The following is an 18,769-nucleotide window of genomic DNA, read 5'->3' on the forward strand; positions in this document are numbered from 1 at the left end:
CAGACGAACTTCGGATAAAACATTACTCTATGGGCTTCAGGTTGCATTTAAACGGCAAATTCAGGGGCAACCTGAAGGGCGACGAGCAAAAATAGCGGCTAATCATAGCTCAGCGGGAGCCATTTGAGAATGCTGGATTTTTGCTGGCTGCCAGTTGGCTATCGCTTGTTTGAGTAAATCGTCAATACTCAGGGCTTGCCAATCCTCAACGACATCCTGATTCAAAAATGTTAATGCCCGCACAATTTCCGGGCGCGGATCGCCCTCCGGCAAGGCCGGGGCGTGGTTCTGTTTTGAGAGCTTATTACCTTCGGCATTCAGCGCCAGCGGCAGGTGTACGTAATCTGGTACAGGCCAGCCAAAGTGTTGATACAGCGAAATTTGTCGTACCGTTGGCTCGATGAGATCGGCGCCGCGGACGATTTCGCTGACCCCCTGAAAATGGTCGTCAACCACTACCGCCAGGTTATAGGCGAACAGCCCATCGCGACGATGGATGATGAAATCTTCCCGCGCCAGCGGTTCGTCGGCGACGAGGGTCCCGCGCAACTGGTCATAAAATTCCAGTACCGGACGGGTCTGGCGCAGGCGCAGCGCGGCGTTTTCGGCGCCAAGGCGCAAATCGCGACAGTGACCGTCGTAGATCCCGCCGACGCTGTGAATGCGCGCGCGGGTGCAGGTGCAGTAGTAGCAGAGATCCCGATCGCGCAGCCAGGCGAGGCGCTCACGATAGGCATCGTGCCGCTGGGACTGCCACAGTACCTCGCCGTCCCAGTGCAGACCGTAGTGATCGAGCTGTCGCAAAATGGTGTCGGCGGCGCCGGGAACTTCCCGCGGCGGGTCAATATCTTCAATGCGTACGCGCCAGATACCGCCTTTCGCCCGCGCCTGTAGATAGCTGCCAAGGGCGGCGATTAATGAGCCGAAGTGGAGTTCGCCGGAAGGTGAGGGAGCAAAGCGCCCTATATAGTCTGAATCGGTCATGTTAAACACAAGGGGAATCAGGCGGGAGAAACTCCCGCCAGAGAGTGAGGTAGCTGGGAATTAACCCGCCATCTGTTTTTCGCGAATTTCCGCCAGCGTCTTGCAGTCGATGCACAGGTCAGCTGTTGGACGCGCTTCCAGACGGCGAATGCCAATCTCCACGCCACAGGATTCGCAGAAGCCGAAGTCTTCGTCTTCGACTTTTTTCAGTGTTTTCTCAATCTTCTTGATGAGTTTACGTTCGCGGTCGCGGTTACGCAGCTCCAGGCTGAACTCTTCTTCCTGCGCGGCACGATCGACCGGGTCCGGGAAGTTAGCAGCTTCATCCTGCATATGCGTTACGGTGCGATCCACTTCATCCCTGAGTTGATTACGCCATGCTTCAAGAATGCGCTTGAAGTGCGCCAGCTGGGCTTCGTTCATATACTCTTCGCCCGGCTTCTCTTGGTACGGCTCCACCCCAGCGATGGCGAGAATACTCAGGGACGATGTTTTACGGTTTTGCCCTTCTTGCATGTTGCTTCTCCTTAACACGCACTATCGATCCCCATGTGGGGGAAAAATCAGGCCGCTATAAATAGCAGATGCTTTTCCGGATAGCAATTATCTAAACGTTACACTTGACAACGCTGTGAAGAAAAGCGTATTTGCGCTCGCGAACCGGACACAATTTAGCCTTTTAATTACCGGGGGTTAACGCCACGGCGATCGGCTTATTCAGAGTCATCATTTTGGTAGAAAGTTCCGCTTTCCAGGCGAGAATTTCTACCCCCTTTTCCTGCGCCTCTATCAACAGCTGTGCGTATTTGGCATCAATATGATGCGCGGGTGAGAAACGGTCTATCGCCGAATGCAGCACGGCGAATAAAATCACGGCCCGATGGCCCGCGGCAGCGACGCTCATGAGTTCCCGCAGGTGCTTCTGACCGCGTGCGGTAACGGCATCGGGAAAATAACCGTACTCTTTTTCCGCCAACGTAACCGATTTCACTTCAATATAGCAGTTACGGCGGTCTTCTGCCTGTAACATAAGGTCGATTCGGCTATTTTCTTCACCATATTTTACTTCGCTTTTCAGAATGTTATACCCGGCAAGCTCAGGGATATTTCCGGCGAGTACCGCTTCCTTCGCCAGGGTATTTGCCCGCAAGGTGTTAACGCATATGACGGCTCCCTGCCGGGTTTCAGTTAATTCCCAGGTATGCGCATATTTACGTTTAGGATTATCGGAAGTGGAATACCAGACGGTATCTCCCGGCGCGGCGCAGCCGGTCATGGCGCCGGTATTCGGGCAGTGCAGCGTCAGCGCCTGGCCCTCCGGCGTGATGACATCGGCCAGAAACCGTTTGTAACGTTTAAGCAAAGTGGCGGACTGCAAAGGCGGAGTGAACAGCATCAGAGTTCCCTGGTAAATGGATAACGTTCCAGCGCGTTGTAGCGGGTGCGCCCGCGGATAAAGCTGGACTCATAAAGCACGAATTCGTTGACCGGCACCTGCCAGCAAAAACCCGGCGGCGGGATCGGCACCGCGTGGCGGGCGTCGCGCAGGAGGGTGATATGCGGATGAAACGGCTGCGGGCTTTGATAGCAGCCGCTCCGCGCCGCCTGAGCGCGCAGCATATTTGCCAGTTGCAGCATGCCGCGCGGCGGCTGGCGGGTACCGAGCCAGACTACGCGCGAACGCAGCCACTGGCCGGCGTCGTCGAGCGTCAGGGTAAAGGGCGGTTGCTGAATGCGTCCGGCCATCGCCGACAGCGCGCGCTGTTTTTCAGCGCTGACGTCGCCGAGAAACGCCAGCGTCAGATGCAGGTTATCGGCGGCGACCGGCCTTCCGGCATCGTCGGCAAAATGGGTGGCGCGCCAGTGAATAATCTGTTTCTGTATCGCTTTCGGCAGTTCAAGAGCGAAAAACAGCCGTTTCGGCTCGGACATGATAGAGACTCGGTAATGAATTACGGGGATGCTACAATGCTTGCCCTCGAATGTTAACCTCCGGAGCCCTTCGTGTCCTCATTGCCGGTTGCCGCAATTCTTCCCGAACTTCTTTCCGCCCTGCAGCAGGCGCCGCAGGTGTTGCTTAATGCGCCTACCGGCGCGGGTAAATCAACCTGGCTGCCGTTACAGATCCTCGCCGACGGCAACATTGATGGCCGGATTATTCTGCTGGAGCCGCGGCGGCTGGCGGCACGTAACGTCGCTCAGCGCCTGGCGGAGCTACTGGGAGAAAAACCGGGAGAAACGATAGGCTACCGGATGCGCGCTGAAAGCTGCGTAGGGCCAAATACCCGCCTGGAAGTGGTCACCGAAGGGATCTTAACCCGCACTTTGCAGCACGATCCGGAACTTTCCGGCGTGGGGCTAGTGATCCTCGATGAATTTCATGAACGTAGCCTGCAGGCGGATTTGGCGCTGGCGTTGTTGCTGGACGTCCAGCAGGGGCTGCGTGACGATCTCAAGTTGCTGATCATGTCGGCGACGTTGGATAACGATCGTCTGCAGCGCCTGTTGCCGGAGGCGCCGGTGGTGGTTTCCGAAGGGCGCGCGTTCCCGGTTGAACGTCGCTTTGCGCCGCTGGCGAGCCATCAGCGTTTTGCCGAAGCGGTAGCGATCGCCGCCGCGGATCTGCTGCGTGAGGAGCAGGGCTCGATGCTGTTATTCCTGCCCGGCGTTGGCGAAATTCAGCGCGTACAGGAACAATTGAGCGAGCGTGTAGCCAGCGATGTGCTGTTATGTCCGTTATACGGTGCGCTGCCGCTGAGCGAACAGCGCAAAGCGATTCTCCCGGCGCCTGCCGGGATGCGCAAAGTGGTGCTGGCGACTAATATCGCTGAAACCAGTTTGACGATCGAAGGCATTCGCCTGGTGGTCGACAGCGCTCAGGAACGGGTCGCGCGCTTCGATCCGCGCACCGGCCTGACCCGGCTAATCACCCAGCGGATAAGCCAGGCGTCAATGACCCAGCGCGCCGGTCGAGCCGGGCGTCTGGAGCCGGGGATCTGCCTGCATCTGCTGGCGAAAGAGCAGGCGGAGCGCGCGGCGGCGCAGAGCGATCCGGAAATTCTGCAAAGCGATCTGTCGGGGCTGCTGCTGGAGTTGCTGCAGTGGGGCTGCCGCGATCCGGCCGAGCTTCGCTGGCTGGATCTACCGCCGGCGATCAATCTGGCGGCGGCGCGGCGTCTGTTGACGGCGTTATCGGCGCTGGAGGGCGAACGCCTTTCGGCTCACGGGCGCCAAATGGCGATGCTGGGTAATGACCCGCGTCTGGCGGCCATGCTGACAGCGGCCGATTCCGCGGATGATGCGGCGACGGCGGCGAAACTCGCCGCTATTCTTGAGGAGCCGCCGCGCGGCGGCAATAGTGACTTAGGCGCCGCGTTTGCGCGCCAGCAGGGCAACTGGCAGCAGCGGACGCAGCAGTTATTGAAGCGGCTGGCCAGCCGCGGCGGTCAGCCAGACGCTGCGCGGATGGCGGCGTTGCTGGCCCCAGCCTTTGCCGACCGGATTGCCCGTCGACGCGGCCAGGAAGGGCGCTATCAGTTGGCTAACGGCATGGGGGCGATGCTGGATGCCGATGACGCGCTCGGTCGTCACGAATGGCTAATTGCGCCGCTGCTACTACAGGGCAGTTCGGCGCCCGATGCGCGAATTTTGCTGGCGCTGCCGCTGGATATTGACCAACTGGTGGCGCAGCGTCCTGAGCTGATACAGTGCTCCGATACCGTGGAGTGGGATGAAGCGCAGGGGACGCTAAAAGCCTGGCGGCGTAGCTGCATTGGCCAGCTGGTGATAAAAACTCAGCCGTTGGCGAAACCGTCGGAAGCGGAGCTGCACCAGGCGATGCTCAACGGTATTCGCGATAAGGGGCTCGGGGTATTGAACTGGACGCCGGAGGCTGAACAACTGCGCCTGCGGCTGCACTGCGCCGCGCAGTGGCTGCCGGAAGCGGACTGGCCCGCCGTTGATGACGCATCGCTGTTAGCTTCGCTGGAGGCGTGGCTGTTGCCGCAGATGACCGGGGTGCATTCGCTTCGGGCGCTCAAGGCGGTAGACCTGCGGCAGGCGCTGCAAAACTGGCTGCCGTGGACGTTACGCCAGAAGCTGGATAGCGAGCTGCCGACCCATTACACGGTGCCGACCGGCAGCCGTATCGCTATTCGCTATCATGAAGATAACCCGCCGGCGCTGGCGGTACGGATGCAGGAGATGTTCGGCGAGGCGGCGACGCCGCGCATTGCCGAAGGACGGGTTCCCCTGGTGCTGGAGTTACTCTCGCCGGCGCAGCGACCATTACAAATTACCCGGGATTTAAGCGCCTTCTGGCAGGGGGCATACCGCGAGGTGCAAAAAGAGATGAAAGGGCGCTATCCGAAACATGTCTGGCCGGATGACCCGGCGAACACCGCCCCCACCCGGCGGACGAAAAAATACTCCTGAGGCGCCGCGCCCTTGCTGTGGGCGTGGTTCCGAAAATCGCTGGCCACAGTCACGCGGCGCAACATTTATGTTATTAAAAAACATCATATTTTACCGTTTATCGCGTTTTACGGTTGTAAAATGCTGGTTAAGAATGGCGCGGATTAGTGCTATTCTCTGTGGCCTGGACAATTCGTGCTATGTCCGGAGATATTCTTCAGCTTAAACAGATAATTATATGATTTGTTTAATGAATTATTCTTCGAAGATGATATGAAAGACGTCGGCCGCGGCAGCGCGGCGGGTGTGAAATTGAGAGATATCTTCTTCCTCCTGCAGGGGGAAGTATTGAGAATCAGGCCTTTACGCCTGAAAGTTGCGGAGAAAAAGCATGGCGGGAGATGACCGCGAGCCTATCGGACGTAAAGGGAGACCTTCACGCCCGGCAAAACAAAAAGTCACCCGTCGCCGGGTCCGGGAAGAGGACTACGACGATGATTACGATGACGATTATGAGGATGAACGACCAATGCCGAAGAAAGGAAAGGGCAAAGGCAACAAGCCTCGTCGTAAGCGCAGCTGGCTGTGGCTGCTGGTTAAGCTGGGGATTGTCTTTGCGGTAATTATTGCCGCCTATGGCGTCTACCTCGACCAGAAAATTCGCAGCCGTATTGACGGTAAAGTCTGGGAACTGCCGGCGGCAGTGTATGGCCGGATGGTCAACCTTGAGCCGGATATGCAGATCAGCAAAAACGAGATGGTGCGCCTGCTTAATGCGACCCAGTACCGTCAGGTCAGCGCAATGACGCGTCCTGGCGAATACACCGTACAGGCTAACAGTATCGAGATGATCCGCCGTCCGTTCGATTTCCCGGATAGCAAAGAGGGGCAGGTGCGCGCGCGTCTGACCTTCGATGGCGATCATCTGGATACCATCGAGAATATGGATAACAACCGTCAGTTCGGTTTCTTCCGTCTCGACCCGCGCCTGATCACTATGCTGCAGTCGGCGAACGGCGAGCAGCGCCTGTTCGTGAAGCGCAGCGGTTTCCCGGATCTGCTGGTGGATACGCTGCTGGCGACCGAAGACCGCCACTTCTATGAGCATGACGGCATCAGCCTGTACTCAATGGGCCGCGCGGTGCTGGCGAACCTGACGGCGGGGCGTACGGTGCAGGGGGCGAGTACCCTGACCCAACAGCTGGTGAAGAACCTGTTCCTGTCCAGCGAGCGCTCCTACTGGCGTAAGGCCAACGAAGCCTATATGGCGCTGATTGTTGACGCCCGTTACAGCAAGGATCGTATCCTTGAGCTGTATATGAACGAGGTGTACCTCGGTCAGAGCGGCGATAATGAAATACGCGGCTTCCCGCTGGCGAGCCTGTACTACTTTGGCCGCCCGGTAGAAGAGCTGAGCCTCGATCAGCAGGCGCTGCTGGTCGGGATGGTCAAAGGGGCGTCAATCTATAATCCGTGGCGTAACCCGAAACTGGCGCTGGAGCGGCGTAACCTGGTGCTGCGTCTGCTGCAGCAGCAGAATATTATCGACCAGGAGCTGTACGATATGCTGAGCGCGCGTCCGCTGGGCGTGCAGCCGCGCGGCGGAGTGATTTCACCGCAGCCGGCGTTCATGCAGATGGTGCGCCAGGAACTGCAGGCGAAACTGGGCGATAAAGTGAAAGATCTCTCCGGCGTGAAGATCTTTACCACCTTTGACCCGGTGGCTCAGGATGCGGCGGAAAAAGCGGCCATTGAAGGGATCCCGGTGCTGAAGAAACAGCGTAAGCTGCCGGATCTGGAAACCGCCATGGTGGTGGTCGATCGCTTTACCGGTGAAGTCCGGGCGATGGTCGGCGGCGCGGAGCCGCAATTTGCCGGCTACAACCGCGCGATGCAGGCGCGTCGTTCGATTGGTTCGTTGGCAAAACCGGCCACTTATCTGACCGCGCTGAGCCAGCCGAACCAGTATCGCCTGAATACGTGGATTGCCGATGCGCCGGTGACGATTCGCTTGTCGAACGGCCAGACCTGGTCGCCGCAGAACGACGATCGCCGCTTTAGCGGTCAGGTGATGCTGGTGGATGCCCTGACCCGTTCGATGAACGTGCCGACGGTTAACCTCGGGATGTCGCTGGGGCTGCCGGCGATCACCGATACCTGGCAGAAGCTGGGCGTGCCGAAAGACCAGTTGAATGCGGTTCCCGCGATGATCCTCGGCGCCCTTAACCTGACGCCAATCGAAGTGGCGCAGGCATTCCAGACCATCGCCAGCGGCGGTAACCGCGCGACGCTTTCGGCGCTGCGTTCCGTGATTGCTGAAGATGGTACGGTGCTGTACCAGAGCTACCCGCAGGCGGAACGCGCCGTTCCGGCGCAGGCGGCCTATATGACCCTGTGGACCATGCAGCAGGTGGTGCAGCGCGGTACCGGCCGTCAGCTTGGCGCCAAATATCCTGGCCTGCATCTGGCGGGTAAAACCGGGACCACCAACAACAACGTGGATACCTGGTTTGCCGGTATCGATGGCAGCCAGGTGACGATTACCTGGGTTGGCCGCGATAACAACCAGCCGACCAAGCTGTACGGGGCCAGCGGCGCGATGTCGATTTATCAGCGCTACCTGGCTAACCAGACCCCGACGCCGCTGGCGCTGACGCCGCCGGAAGACGTGGTGGATATGGGCGTGGACAGCAATGGTTACTTCCAGTGCAGCGGCGGTATGCGTACGCTGCCGGTGTGGACCACCTCGCCGGATGCGCTGTGCCGTCAGGGCGAAGCCCTGCAGCAACAGCAGCAGCAACAACAGGAAGCCAATAACCCGTTCAACCAGTCCGGGCAGCAGCAGCCTGCTAACCAACCGCAGCAGCAACAGCAGCAACCTGCGAAGCAGGAGAAGAGCGATGGCGTTGCCGGTTGGATTAAAGATATGTTTGGCGGCAACTAAAACCGTTTAAGCCGAACGTCTGAACAGCCCCTTAATACGAAGGTATTAGGGGGCTTTTTTATTGCAGGCATCTGCGTAACACCGTGATAACTCCTTAATAACCGTCTGGTTATTTATTAATCCCTTGGCGCTTCCTGCCCGGCATAGCGCTTGCCTTAGATTCCGCGTTTCGCCTATTATGTCACCCGTCATAATAATAATTCTCGTTTACGTTATCATTCACTTTCATCAGAGATATACCAATGGCGCGTCTTAAAACTGCTCAGCCAAATCACTCGCTGCGTAAAATCGCAGTCGTAGTAGCCACGGCGGTTAGCGGCATGTCTGTTTATGCACAGGCTGCGGAACAACCGAAAGAAGAAACCCTCGTCGTTACCGCGGCGCCCGCCAGCCAGGAAAGCGCCTGGGGGCCGGCCCCGACTATCGCGGCGAAGCGTTCCGCCACGGCGACCAAAACCGATACTCCCATTGAAAAAACGCCGCAGTCTATCTCCGTGGTGACCCGCGAAGAGATGGACATGAAGCAGCCGGCAACAGTTAAAGAGGCGCTCTCTTACACGCCGAGCGTTTTCTCCACTCGCGGTAGCTCGACCACCTATGATGTGGTCACCATTCGTGGATTCACCACCTCGAGCACGGTGAACACCAACCAGTATCTGGATGGCATGAAGCTGCAGGGTAACAACTACTCTGAAGTCTCGATGGACCCGTATTTCCTGGAACGCGTAGAAGTGATGCGCGGGCCAACCTCGGTGCTGTACGGCAACAGCAACCCGGGCGGTATCGTTAGCATGGTCAGCAAGCGTCCGACCACCGAGCCGCTGAAAGAAGTCCAGTTTAAGATGGGCACCGATAACCTGTGGCAAACCGGTTTCGACTTCAGCGACGCCATTGATGATGACGGCGTGTGGTCATACCGCCTGACCGGATTAGGCCGCAGCCAGGATGCGCAGCAGCAGATGGCGAAATCGACCCGTTACGCCATCGCTCCGTCCTTCAGCTGGCGTCCGGATGATAAAACCGATTTCACCTTCCTGAGCAACTTCCAGAATGACCCGGATGCGGGTTACTACGGCTGGCTGCCGCGCGAAGGCACCGTGGTGCCGTATTACGATGCCAACGGTAAGGCCCACAAGCTGCCGACCGACTTCAACGAAGGCGAATCCGATAACAAGATGGCGCGCCGTCAGCAAATGGTTGGCTATAGCTTCTCCCACCAGTTCGATGACACCTTTACCGTGCGTCAGAACCTACGCTATGCCGACGTGCATACGCTGTATCGTTCGGTCTACGGCAATGGTTACCAGGAGCCGGGGAAAATCAATCGTGCCTACGTGCGTTCCGATGAGCACCTGAATACCTTTACCGTTGATACGCAACTGCAGTCTGATTTCGCCACCGGCGCGGTGAACCACACGCTGCTGACCGGCGTCGACTACTCGCGGATGCGTAACGACGTTGATGCAGACTACGGTACGGCCGATGCCATTAGCATGACCAATCCGCAGTACGGCAATCCGAACGTGAACGTCAACTTCCCGTATGCGGTCCTTAACCGTATGGAGCAGACGGGCCTGTACGCGCAGGATCAGATGGAGTGGGACAAATGGGTGATGACCTTAGGCGGCCGCTACGATTACGCCACCACATCTACCTTCACCCGTTCCACCAGCAGCATGGCGGAAAATCACGACCAGCAGTTCAGCTGGCGCGGCGGGATCAACTATCTGTTCGATAACGGCATCTCCCCGTACTTCAGCTACAGCGAATCGTTCGAACCGGTATCGGGTTCCAATAGCACCGGCAAGCCGTTCGATCCGTCGCGCGGTAAGCAGTATGAAGCCGGAGTGAAGTATGTGCCGAAAGATATGCCGGTGGTGGTGACCGCGGCGGTCTATCAGCTGACTAAAGATAAGAACCTGACGGCAGACCCGAACGATCCGACCGGACTGTTCAGCGTGCAAACCGGCGAAATCCGCTCCCGCGGCTTTGAGCTGGAGGCGAAGGCGGCGGTCAATGCCAATATCAACCTGACCGCGGCATACAGCTATACCGACGCCGAATACACTCACGACACCGTCTTCGAAGGCAAGCGTCCGGCGGAAGTGCCGCGTAACATGGCGTCACTGTGGGCGGATTACACCTTCCACGAAACCGCGCTTAGCGGGCTGACGATTGGCGCGGGCGCGCGTTATATCGGTTCGACGGTCAGCTACTACAAAAATGACACCAGCACCGGTAAGAAAAATGATTCCTTCAATGTGGCCGGTTATGCGCTGATGGATGCGACGGTGAAATACGATCTGGCGCGCTTTGGTCTGCCGGGGTCTTCGGTCGGCGTCAACGTCAACAACCTGTTTGACCGCGAATATGTCTCCAGCTGCTATAGCGAGTACGCATGCTACTGGGGAGCGGAACGTCAGGTTGTTGCTACCGCAACCTTCCGCTTCTAACTACTCACGGGCGCGGTTCGCCGCGCCCAATATCAGGTTGTTGCTATGCAGGAACAGACTCCGCACTCTGAAACGACGTTTGCGTTAAATCGCGTGACCTTTCGCGTGCCTGGCCGCACGCTGCTTCATCCCCTTTCGTTGACCTTCCCGGCAGGAAAAGTCACTGGCCTGATAGGCCATAACGGTTCCGGCAAATCCACGTTACTGAAAATGCTTGGCCGCCATCAGCCGCCTTCCGAGGGCGATGTGCTGCTGGACGGCCAGCCGCTGGACAGCTGGAGCAGTAAGGCGTTTGCCCGCAAAGTGGCCTATCTGCCGCAGCAGCTGCCGGCGGCGGAAGGGATGACGGTGCGCGAACTGGTGGCGATTGGCCGCTATCCGTGGCACGGCGCGCTGGGGCGCTTCGGCGCGGCGGATCGCGAAAAAGTAGAAGAGGCCATTGCGCTGGTGGGGCTGAAACCGCTGGCGCATCGGCTGGTGGACAGTCTTTCCGGCGGCGAACGCCAGCGCGCGTGGATCGCCATGCTGGTGGCGCAGGATAGCCGCTGTTTGCTGCTCGATGAACCGACGTCGGCGCTGGATATCGCCCATCAGGTCGATGTGCTGGCGCTGGTGCATCGTCTCAGCCAGCAGCGTGGCCTGACAGTGATCGCGGTCCTGCACGATATTAATATGGCCGCCCGCTATTGCGATTATCTGGTCGCGCTGCGCGGCGGCGAAATGATCGCCCAGGGGACGCCCGCGGAGCTGATGCGCAGCGAAACGCTGGAGCAAATCTACGGCATCCCGATGGGGATCCTGCCGCACCCGGCGGGCGCAGCGCCGGTAAGTTTTGTCTATTGATGGAAAATTCGAACTTTTTCTCACGTCGACGCCTGTTGACGGCAATGGCGCTGTCGCCGCTGCTGTGGCAGATGCGCGACGCGCAGGCGGCAAACGTTGATCCGCAGCGCGTCGTCGCGCTGGAGTGGCTGCCGGCCGAACTGCTGCTGGCGCTCGGCGTTACGCCCTACGGCGTGGCCGACATTCCCAACTATAACCTGTGGGTGAATGAACCGGCGTTGCCCGCCTCGGTGATTGATGTCGGCCTGCGCACTGAACCCAATCTTGAGTTGCTGACACAGATGAAACCGTCGTTTATCGTCTGGTCAGCAGGCTATGGCCCGTCGCCGGAAAAGCTGGCGCGTATCGCGCCCGGTCGCGGTTTCACCTTCAGCGACGGCAAACGGCCGCTGGCGATGGCCCAGCGTTCTCTGCGGGAAATGGCCGACCTGCTGGGTAAGCAACAGCAGGCGAAGCACCATCTGGCGGAGTTCGACGCGTTGATGGAAAGCCTGCGTCCACGATTTGTCGACCGTGACGATCGTCCGCTGCTGATGATTTCGCTACTTGATGCTCGCCATGTACTGGTATTCGGCGAGAACTGCCTGTTCCAGGAAGTGCTCGATCGCTTTGGCATCAAAAACGCCTGGCACGGCGAAGCGGCATTCTGGGGCAGTATCACCGTAGGCATCGATCGGCTGGCGGAATTTAAAGAGGCCGATGTTATCTGTTTCGATCATGGCAACGATCGGGAGATGGCCCAACTGATGGCGACCCCGCTGTGGCAGGCGATGCCTTTCGTGCGTGCGGGGCGTTTCCAGCGTCTTCCGGCGGTGTGGTTCTATGGCGCGACGCTGTCGGCGACGCATTTCGCCCGCGTACTGGCCGATGCGCAGGGGAGGGCAGTATGAACGCGCGTTTCTCGCCGTTAGCTATGATCCTGCTGGCTGTACTGCTGGTTGCCGCTTTCGCGCTGAGCATCGTCAACCTTCAGGTGGCTTTACCTTACGCGCAGTGGCATCAGGCGCTGTGGCAGCCGGATAGCGATAATATCGCCCAGATGCTGTTCCATTACAGCCTGCTGCCGAGGCTGGCTGTATCGCTGCTGGTCGGCGCCGGACTGGGGCTCGTTGGCGTACTGTTCCAGCAGGTACTGCGTAACCCGCTGGCGGAGCCGACCACGCTCGGCGTCGCCACCGGCGCGCAGCTCGGAATGACGGTGACGACGCTATGGGCGATCCCCGGTGTGCTGGCGTCGCAGTTTGCCGCGCTGGCTGGCGCTTGCCTGGTCGGCGCGCTGGTGTTCGGCGTCTCGTGGGGCAAACGTCTATCGCCGGTGACGCTGATTCTGGCCGGTCTGGTGGTGAGTCTCTATTGCGGCGCGGTCAATCAACTGATGGTGATTTTCCATCACGACCAGCTGCAAAGCATGTTCCTGTGGAGTACCGGTACGCTGACGCAGACCGACTGGAGCGTGGCGCAGCGCCTGTGGCCGCAGCTGCTTGGCGGCGCGATGTTGACGCTGCTGTTGTTACGCCCGTTAACGTTGATGGGGCTGGATGATGGCGTGGCGCGGAATCTCGGGCTGGCGCTCTCTCTGGCGCGCCTTGGCGTCTTGACCCTGGCGATAGTAATAAGCGCGCTGCTGGTCAACGCGGTCGGTATTATCGGCTTTATCGGTCTGTTCGCGCCGCTACTGGCGAAAATGCTCGGCGCCCGCCGCCTGCTATCGCGGCTGGTGCTGGCGGCGCTGCTTGGCGCGCTGATCCTGTGGCTTTCCGACCAAATTATTCTCTGGCTCAGCCGGATATGGCGGGAAGTGTCTACCGGGTCAGTCACCGCGCTGATTGGCGCGCCTTTATTACTGTGGCTGCTGCCGCGGCTGCGTAGCATCAGCGCGCCGGTGATGAATGGCGGCGATAAAGCGCTGATTGAGCGCCGCAACGTGCAGTGGTTCGCGCTGGGCGGACTGGCGCTGATGTTGTTGGCGGTAACCGCCGCGCTGACCTTTGGCCGTGATGCGCAGGGGTGGCAATGGGCCAGCGGCGATCTGCTGGAGCAATTGATGCCCTGGCGCTGGCCGCGGGTATTCTCGGCGCTGTTTGCCGGGGTGATGCTGGCCGTTGCGGGTTGTATTATTCAACGCCTGACCGGTAACCCGATGGCCAGCCCGGAAGTGCTGGGTATCAGCTCTGGCGCGGCGTTCGGCGTGGTGTTGATGCTGTTCTTCGTGCCGGGCAACGCTTTTATCTGGCTGCTGCCAGCCGGCAGTCTTGGCGCGGCGGCGACGCTGCTGGTCATCCTGGTCGCCGCCGGGCGCGGCGGATTCTCGCCGCACCGGATGCTGCTGGCGGGGATGGCGCTAAGTACCGCCTTCACCATGCTATTGATGATGCTACAGGCCAGCGGCGATCCGCGAATGGCGCAGATCCTGACGTGGATGTCCGGTTCGACTTATAGTGCGACGCCTGAGATGGTGCTGCGTAGCGGCGTGGTAATGCTGGCGCTATTGGCGCTGGCGCCGCTCTGTCGCCGCTGGCTGACCATCCTGCCGCTCGGCGGCGAGGCGGCGCGAGCGGTAGGGATGGCATTGACGCCATCGCGTATTGGGTTGCTGCTGCTGGCGGCGAGCCTGACGGCAACGGCGACGCTAACCATTGGGCCGTTAAGTTTTGTTGGCCTGATGGCGCCGCACATTGCGAGGATGATGGGCTTTCGCCGGACGATGCCGCATATGGTCATTTCCGGGCTGATTGGCGGGATGCTGCTGGTGTTCGCCGACTGGTGCGGGCGAATGATCATGTTCCCCTACCAAATCCCGGCAGGGCTGTTATCGACGTTTATCGGCGCGCCGTATTTTATCTATTTATTAAGAAAGCAGAGCCGCTAACGATCCCGATGGCCTCAACATCCCCGGTGGCGCTAGCGCTTACCGGGGCTACAGCGCTGTGCAATTTGGTAGCCCGGATAAGGCGCAATGCGCCGCCTCCGGGAAAATCCCCGGTGGCGCTAGTGCTTACCGGGGCTACAGCGCTGTGCGATTTGGTAGCCCGGATAAGGCGCAATGCGCCGCCTCCGGGAAAATCCCTGCGCCACCAGGCATTCAAGTACCTTACAGTTTGGCAAACACCCGACGCGCGGCATCGATAGTGTTGTTGATATCCTCCTCGCTATGGGCGACGGACATAAAGCCAGCTTCAAACGCCGACGGGGCGAGGTAAACCCCTTCTTCCAGCATCAGGTGGAAGAAACGCTTGAAACGTTCAACATCGCACTTCACCACGTCCTGATAGCAGGTGACGGTTTCGGCATCGGTAAAGAAGATGCCGAACATGCCGCCAACATTATTCACCACCAGCGGGATCCCGGTTTCGCGCGCCGCGTTAAGCAGGCCGTCCGCCAGTTGATTAGTCAGCTCGGTCAGGGTTTCATGCACGCCCGGCTGCGCCACTTCGCTTAAGCAGGCGAAGCCTGCGGCCATGGCGATAGGGTTGCCTGACAGCGTACCGGCCTGGTATACCGGACCGGTCGGCGCCAGCGCGTCCATGACCTCGCGGCGACCGCCGAAAGCGCCCACCGGCATACCGCCGCCGATGATTTTACCCAGACAGGTCAGATCCGGCTCCACGCCGTAATAAGACTGGGCGCCCGCCAGCGCGACGCGGAAGCCGGTCATCACTTCGTCAATAATCAGCAGTGCGCCAAACTCGTCGCACAGCGCGCGCAGGCCCGGCAGGAACTCCGGCTGCGGCGGAATGCAGTTCATATTGCCGGCCACCGGTTCGACGATGATACAGGCGATATCCTGCGGATACTGTTCAAACGCCGCGCGTACCGAGGCAAGATCGTTATAGGTACAGGTCAGAGTATGCTTAGCGAAATCCGCCGGTACCCCCGGCGAGTTCGGCTGGCCGAGAGTCAGCGCGCCGGAGCCGGCTTTCACCAGCAGGCAGTCGGCGTGACCGTGGTAGCATCCTTCGAACTTGATGATTTTGTCGCGGCCGGTGAAGCCGCGCGCCAGGCGAATGGCGCTCATGGTGGCTTCGGTGCCGGAGTTTACCATGCGCACCATATCCATGGTCGGCACCAGTTCAGTAACCAGTTCCGCCATTTTGACTTCCATTTCGGTTGGCGCGCCGAAGCTTAACCCGCGCTCTGCCGCTTCAATCACCGCATTACGAATGGCCGGATGGTTGTGACCCAGCACCATTGGGCCCCAGGAACCAACATAATCGATATAAGCTTTACCATCGACATCGTACAGGTAGGCGCCATCCGCACGTTCAATAAACAGCGGGGTGCCGCCGACGCCAGTAAAGGCGCGGACCGGCGAGTTGACGCCGCCGGGGATAAGTTCGCGGGCGGCGTTATACAGATTTTCAGATTTGCTCATGGCCAGGATCCTGGTTCGTGAATAAAGTTATCGGGCTATTCTAAGTTATTCCATGAAGGTTATGAAAGTTTTGCCCAATTGAAACATTAAGCGGACGAAACAATTTTTTGGCGACGCGCGGCGCGGAGGCGGCTAGAATGCCTCTCTTCTCATTTGTATTACCAATAAATGATAATGGCATGAAAGCAGAAACTCCCTCTTTTGAAGCACATCAGTTTGTTCGCGTGCGCCGTAGCGATGCGGTCCGCCGTTTGATTCAACGCGACAAAACGCCGCTGGCGGTATTGTTGATGGCGGCGGTGGTCGGCACGCTGGCCGGGCTGGTGGGCGTGGCGTTTGAAAAGAGCGTGAACTGGGTACAGAACCAGCGAATTGGCGCCCTGGTGCAGGTGGCGGACCACTGGTACCTCGTCTGGCCGCTGGCCTTCATTCTGTCGGGGCTGCTGGCGATGGTTGGCTATTTTCTGGTGCGCCGCTTTGCGCCGGAGGCCGGCGGTTCCGGGATCCCGGAAATCGAAGGCGCGCTGGAAGAGTTGCGCCCGGTACGCTGGTGGCGCGTGCTACCGGTAAAATTCATCGGTGGTATGGGGACGCTGGGCGCCGGGATGGTGCTGGGGCGCGAAGGGCCGATGGTGCAGCTTGGCGGCAATATCGGGCGCATGGTGGTGGATGTGTTTCGTCTGCGCAGCCCGGAAGCGCGGCACACGCTGTTGGCCACCGGCGCGGCATCAGGCCTCTCCGCGGCCTTCAACGCGCCGCTGGCGGGCATCCTTTTTATCATCGAAGAGATGCGCCCGCAGTTCCGCTACAATCTGATTTCGATTAAAGCCGTGTTTACCGGCGTGATCATGTCGAGCATCGTGTTTCGTATTTTTAACGGCGAAGGGGCGATTATCGAAGTCGGCAAGTTAAGCAATGCGCCGGTGAATACCCTGTGGCTGTATCTGGTGCTGGGCATGATCTTTGGCTGTATCGGGCCATTGTTTAATGCTCTGGTGCTGCGGACGCAGGATATGTTCCAGCGCTTCCACGGCGGCAATATCAAAAAATGGGTGTTGATTGGCGGGCTTATCGGCGGCCTTTGCGGCCTGCTGGGCCTGATGCAGCCAACGGCGGTAGGCGGCGGTTTTAACCTTATCCCGATCGCTGCTGCCGGTAACTTCTCGGTTGGGCTGCTGCTGTTCATCTTTATTGCTCGCGTCATTACCACGCTGCTGTGCTTCTCTTCCGGCGCGCCGGGGGGGATTTTCGCCCCGATGCTGGCGCTGGGGACGCTGCTGGGAACGGCATTCGGCATGGCTGCCATCCCGCTGTTTCCCTCCTATCATCTGGATGCTGGTACCTTCGCTATCGCCGGGATGGGGGCGTTGCTGGCGGCTTCGGTACGCGCGCCGCTCACCGGAATTGTGCTGGTGCTGGAGATGACCGATAACTATCAGCTCATTTTGCCAATGATTATTACCTGCCTTGGGGCAACACTATTGGCGCAGTTCCTCGGAGGTAAGCCTTTGTATTCGACCATTCTGCAGCGTACCCTGGCGAAACAGAAGGCCGAAGAGGCGGCGAAAGCGCAGCAGGTACCCCGGGAGAATACTTGAACGATTTACCAGGGTATTAGATAATGGCTCAAAAGGCCCGGTTATTCTTTAATCGGCCGGAAGTATCAATGGGAGCAAAAAATGAGTGATGACGTAGCGTTGCCGCTGGAGTTCACCGAAGCCGCAGCGAACAAAGTAAAACATCTGATTGCGGATGAAGATAATCCGAACCTGAAACTGCGCGTGTACATCACCGGCGGCGGTTGCAGCGGTTTCCAGTATGGCTTCACCTTTGACGATCAGATCAACGAAGGCGATATGACCATCGAGAAACAGGGCGTCGGCCTGGTGGTTGACCCGATGAGCCTGCAGTATCTGGTTGGCGGCGCCGTCGACTATACCGAAGGCCTGGAAGGTTCACGTTTCATCGTGACTAACCCGAACGCGAAAAGCACCTGCGGCTGCGGCTCCTCGTTCAGCGTTTAACGCAAGCGAATCCAGCTCTCTCCCACAAAGAGAGCGGCAAACACGAAAAACGGTAACCTCAAGGTTACCGTTTTGTTTTTATGAACGTCCGTTATCATCCAACGCAAAGGTCGGTAGCTTCAGGTGCCAGCGAATCGCCGCCAGGCGTATCCCCAGCGTCACCACCATGCCTAACATCGCCGAGTTTTCCAGCGACAGTTGAAAGGTATAGTGTGCCGTCGCGTGCACGATACCGCCGACAATGCAGGCGGTGGCATAGATTTCGGTGCGCAGAATCATCGGAACTTCTCGCGCCAGCACGTCGCGGATAATCCCGCCGCCGACGCCGGTGACCACGCCCATGCAGATAGCTACCAGCGGGCCGGTATGGGCAATAAAGGCTTTATTCACGCCGATGCCCACAAACACCGCCAGGCCGACGGCATCCAGCACCGGCAGTACCCATTTCGGCTTGCGCCGCGGCTGGCGGACCAGTAGAATCGTTAACATACTGGTGACCATCGCTACCACCAGATCGGTCGGATCCTTAACCCAGAACACCGGGCCATTGGCCAGCGCCATATCGCGGATGGTTCCGCCGCCCACGGCGGTAACCACGCCTAATACCAGCACGCCGAAAGGGTCCATGCGTAATTTTCCTGCCAGCAATACGCCGGAGATAGCAAATACGGCTGTGCCAATAATATCCAGCCAATAGACAAGCATCGTCAGTTCCCGCTAAAAGCCTGCTGCCAGG

Annotated in this window: 14 protein-coding genes; 8 read left to right on the top strand and 6 right to left on the bottom strand. The window is 59.0% G+C overall.

What is annotated here, in order from left to right:
- Window positions 1–102 precede the first annotated feature (102 nt).
- The 4 genes from gluQRS to thpR form a co-directional block, all read right to left on the bottom strand.
- Entirely contained in the window at window positions 103–984 is an 882-nt protein-coding gene (gene gluQRS / locus ABLV08_RS20015; protein ID WP_348856202.1) for a tRNA glutamyl-Q(34) synthetase GluQRS, read from the bottom strand.
- Between the two features lie 60 nt (window positions 985–1,044).
- Window positions 1,045–1,500 carry an RNA polymerase-binding protein DksA gene (gene dksA / locus ABLV08_RS20020; protein ID WP_007373199.1) on the bottom strand — a complete coding sequence of 152 codons (456 nt, stop codon included), beginning with the start codon at window positions 1,498–1,500 and terminating at the stop codon, window positions 1,045–1,047.
- A 163-nt stretch (window positions 1,501–1,663) separates the two neighbouring features.
- The gene (gene sfsA / locus ABLV08_RS20025) at window positions 1,664–2,380 is read right to left on the bottom strand and encodes a DNA/RNA nuclease SfsA (protein ID WP_032713377.1); all 717 of its coding nucleotides are present in this window, start codon (window positions 2,378–2,380) and stop codon (window positions 1,664–1,666) included.
- Window positions 2,380–2,916: an RNA 2',3'-cyclic phosphodiesterase gene (thpR, locus tag ABLV08_RS20030; RefSeq protein ID WP_045386052.1), complete on the bottom strand. Its 537-nt coding sequence runs from the start codon at window positions 2,914–2,916 to the stop codon at window positions 2,380–2,382. The genes sfsA and thpR overlap by 1 nt, the downstream gene beginning before the upstream one ends.
- Window positions 2,917–2,988: 72 nt before the next feature.
- Between thpR and hrpB the strand changes: the two genes are divergently transcribed.
- The 6 genes from hrpB to fhuB all read left to right on the top strand — a co-directional run bounded on the left by hrpB (window position 2,989) and on the right by fhuB (window position 14,506).
- Window positions 2,989–5,418, top strand: a complete 2,430-nt coding sequence (gene hrpB, locus ABLV08_RS20035; RefSeq protein WP_234276307.1) for an ATP-dependent helicase HrpB — start codon at window positions 2,989–2,991, stop codon at window positions 5,416–5,418.
- A gap of 370 nt (window positions 5,419–5,788) precedes the next feature.
- Entirely contained in the window at window positions 5,789–8,341 is a 2,553-nt protein-coding gene (gene mrcB / locus ABLV08_RS20040) for a bifunctional glycosyl transferase/transpeptidase (RefSeq protein ID WP_015368189.1), read from the top strand.
- Between the two features lie 242 nt (window positions 8,342–8,583).
- Window positions 8,584–10,794, top strand: coding sequence for a ferrichrome porin FhuA (gene fhuA, locus ABLV08_RS20045; RefSeq protein WP_032713384.1), 2,211 nt, complete (start codon window positions 8,584–8,586; stop codon window positions 10,792–10,794).
- Between the two features lie 45 nt (window positions 10,795–10,839).
- Window positions 10,840–11,637 carry a Fe3+-hydroxamate ABC transporter ATP-binding protein FhuC gene (gene fhuC, locus ABLV08_RS20050; protein WP_020079587.1) on the top strand — a complete coding sequence of 266 codons (798 nt, stop codon included), beginning with the start codon at window positions 10,840–10,842 and terminating at the stop codon, window positions 11,635–11,637.
- Window positions 11,637–12,527, top strand: a complete 891-nt coding sequence (gene fhuD, locus ABLV08_RS20055) for a Fe(3+)-hydroxamate ABC transporter substrate-binding protein FhuD (RefSeq protein WP_348856203.1) — start codon at window positions 11,637–11,639, stop codon at window positions 12,525–12,527. Before fhuC ends, fhuD begins: the two co-directional genes overlap by 1 nt.
- A complete protein-coding gene (gene fhuB / locus ABLV08_RS20060) occupies window positions 12,524–14,506 on the top strand; it encodes a Fe(3+)-hydroxamate ABC transporter permease FhuB (RefSeq protein ID WP_048230148.1) in 1,983 nt (660 codons plus the stop codon). The genes fhuD and fhuB overlap by 4 nt, the downstream gene beginning before the upstream one ends.
- A 222-nt stretch (window positions 14,507–14,728) precedes the next feature.
- Here the strand turns inward: fhuB and hemL are convergent, their stop codons facing one another.
- Window positions 14,729–16,009 (bottom strand): glutamate-1-semialdehyde 2,1-aminomutase, encoded by a 1,281-nt coding sequence (gene hemL / locus ABLV08_RS20065; RefSeq protein ID WP_045376565.1) that lies wholly within the window; start codon window positions 16,007–16,009, stop codon window positions 14,729–14,731.
- A 179-nt stretch (window positions 16,010–16,188) separates the two neighbouring features.
- Between hemL and clcA the strand changes: the two genes are divergently transcribed.
- Window positions 16,189–17,607: a H(+)/Cl(-) exchange transporter ClcA gene (gene clcA, locus ABLV08_RS20070; RefSeq protein ID WP_348856204.1), complete on the top strand. Its 1,419-nt coding sequence runs from the start codon at window positions 16,189–16,191 to the stop codon at window positions 17,605–17,607.
- Between the two features lie 81 nt (window positions 17,608–17,688).
- Window positions 17,689–18,033: an iron-sulfur cluster insertion protein ErpA gene (gene erpA, locus ABLV08_RS20075; protein WP_015368181.1), complete on the top strand. Its 345-nt coding sequence runs from the start codon at window positions 17,689–17,691 to the stop codon at window positions 18,031–18,033.
- A gap of 78 nt (window positions 18,034–18,111) precedes the next feature.
- Here the strand turns inward: erpA and ABLV08_RS20080 are convergent, their stop codons facing one another.
- The gene (locus ABLV08_RS20080; protein ID WP_348856205.1) at window positions 18,112–18,738 is read right to left on the bottom strand and encodes a TRIC cation channel family protein; all 627 of its coding nucleotides are present in this window, start codon (window positions 18,736–18,738) and stop codon (window positions 18,112–18,114) included.
- Between the last annotated feature and the right edge of the window lie 31 nt (window positions 18,739–18,769).

Origin of the sequence: Klebsiella sp. CN_Kp088, from assembly GCF_040064335.1 — a bacterium.
GTDB classification, from domain to species: domain Bacteria; phylum Pseudomonadota; class Gammaproteobacteria; order Enterobacterales; family Enterobacteriaceae; genus Klebsiella; species Klebsiella aerogenes.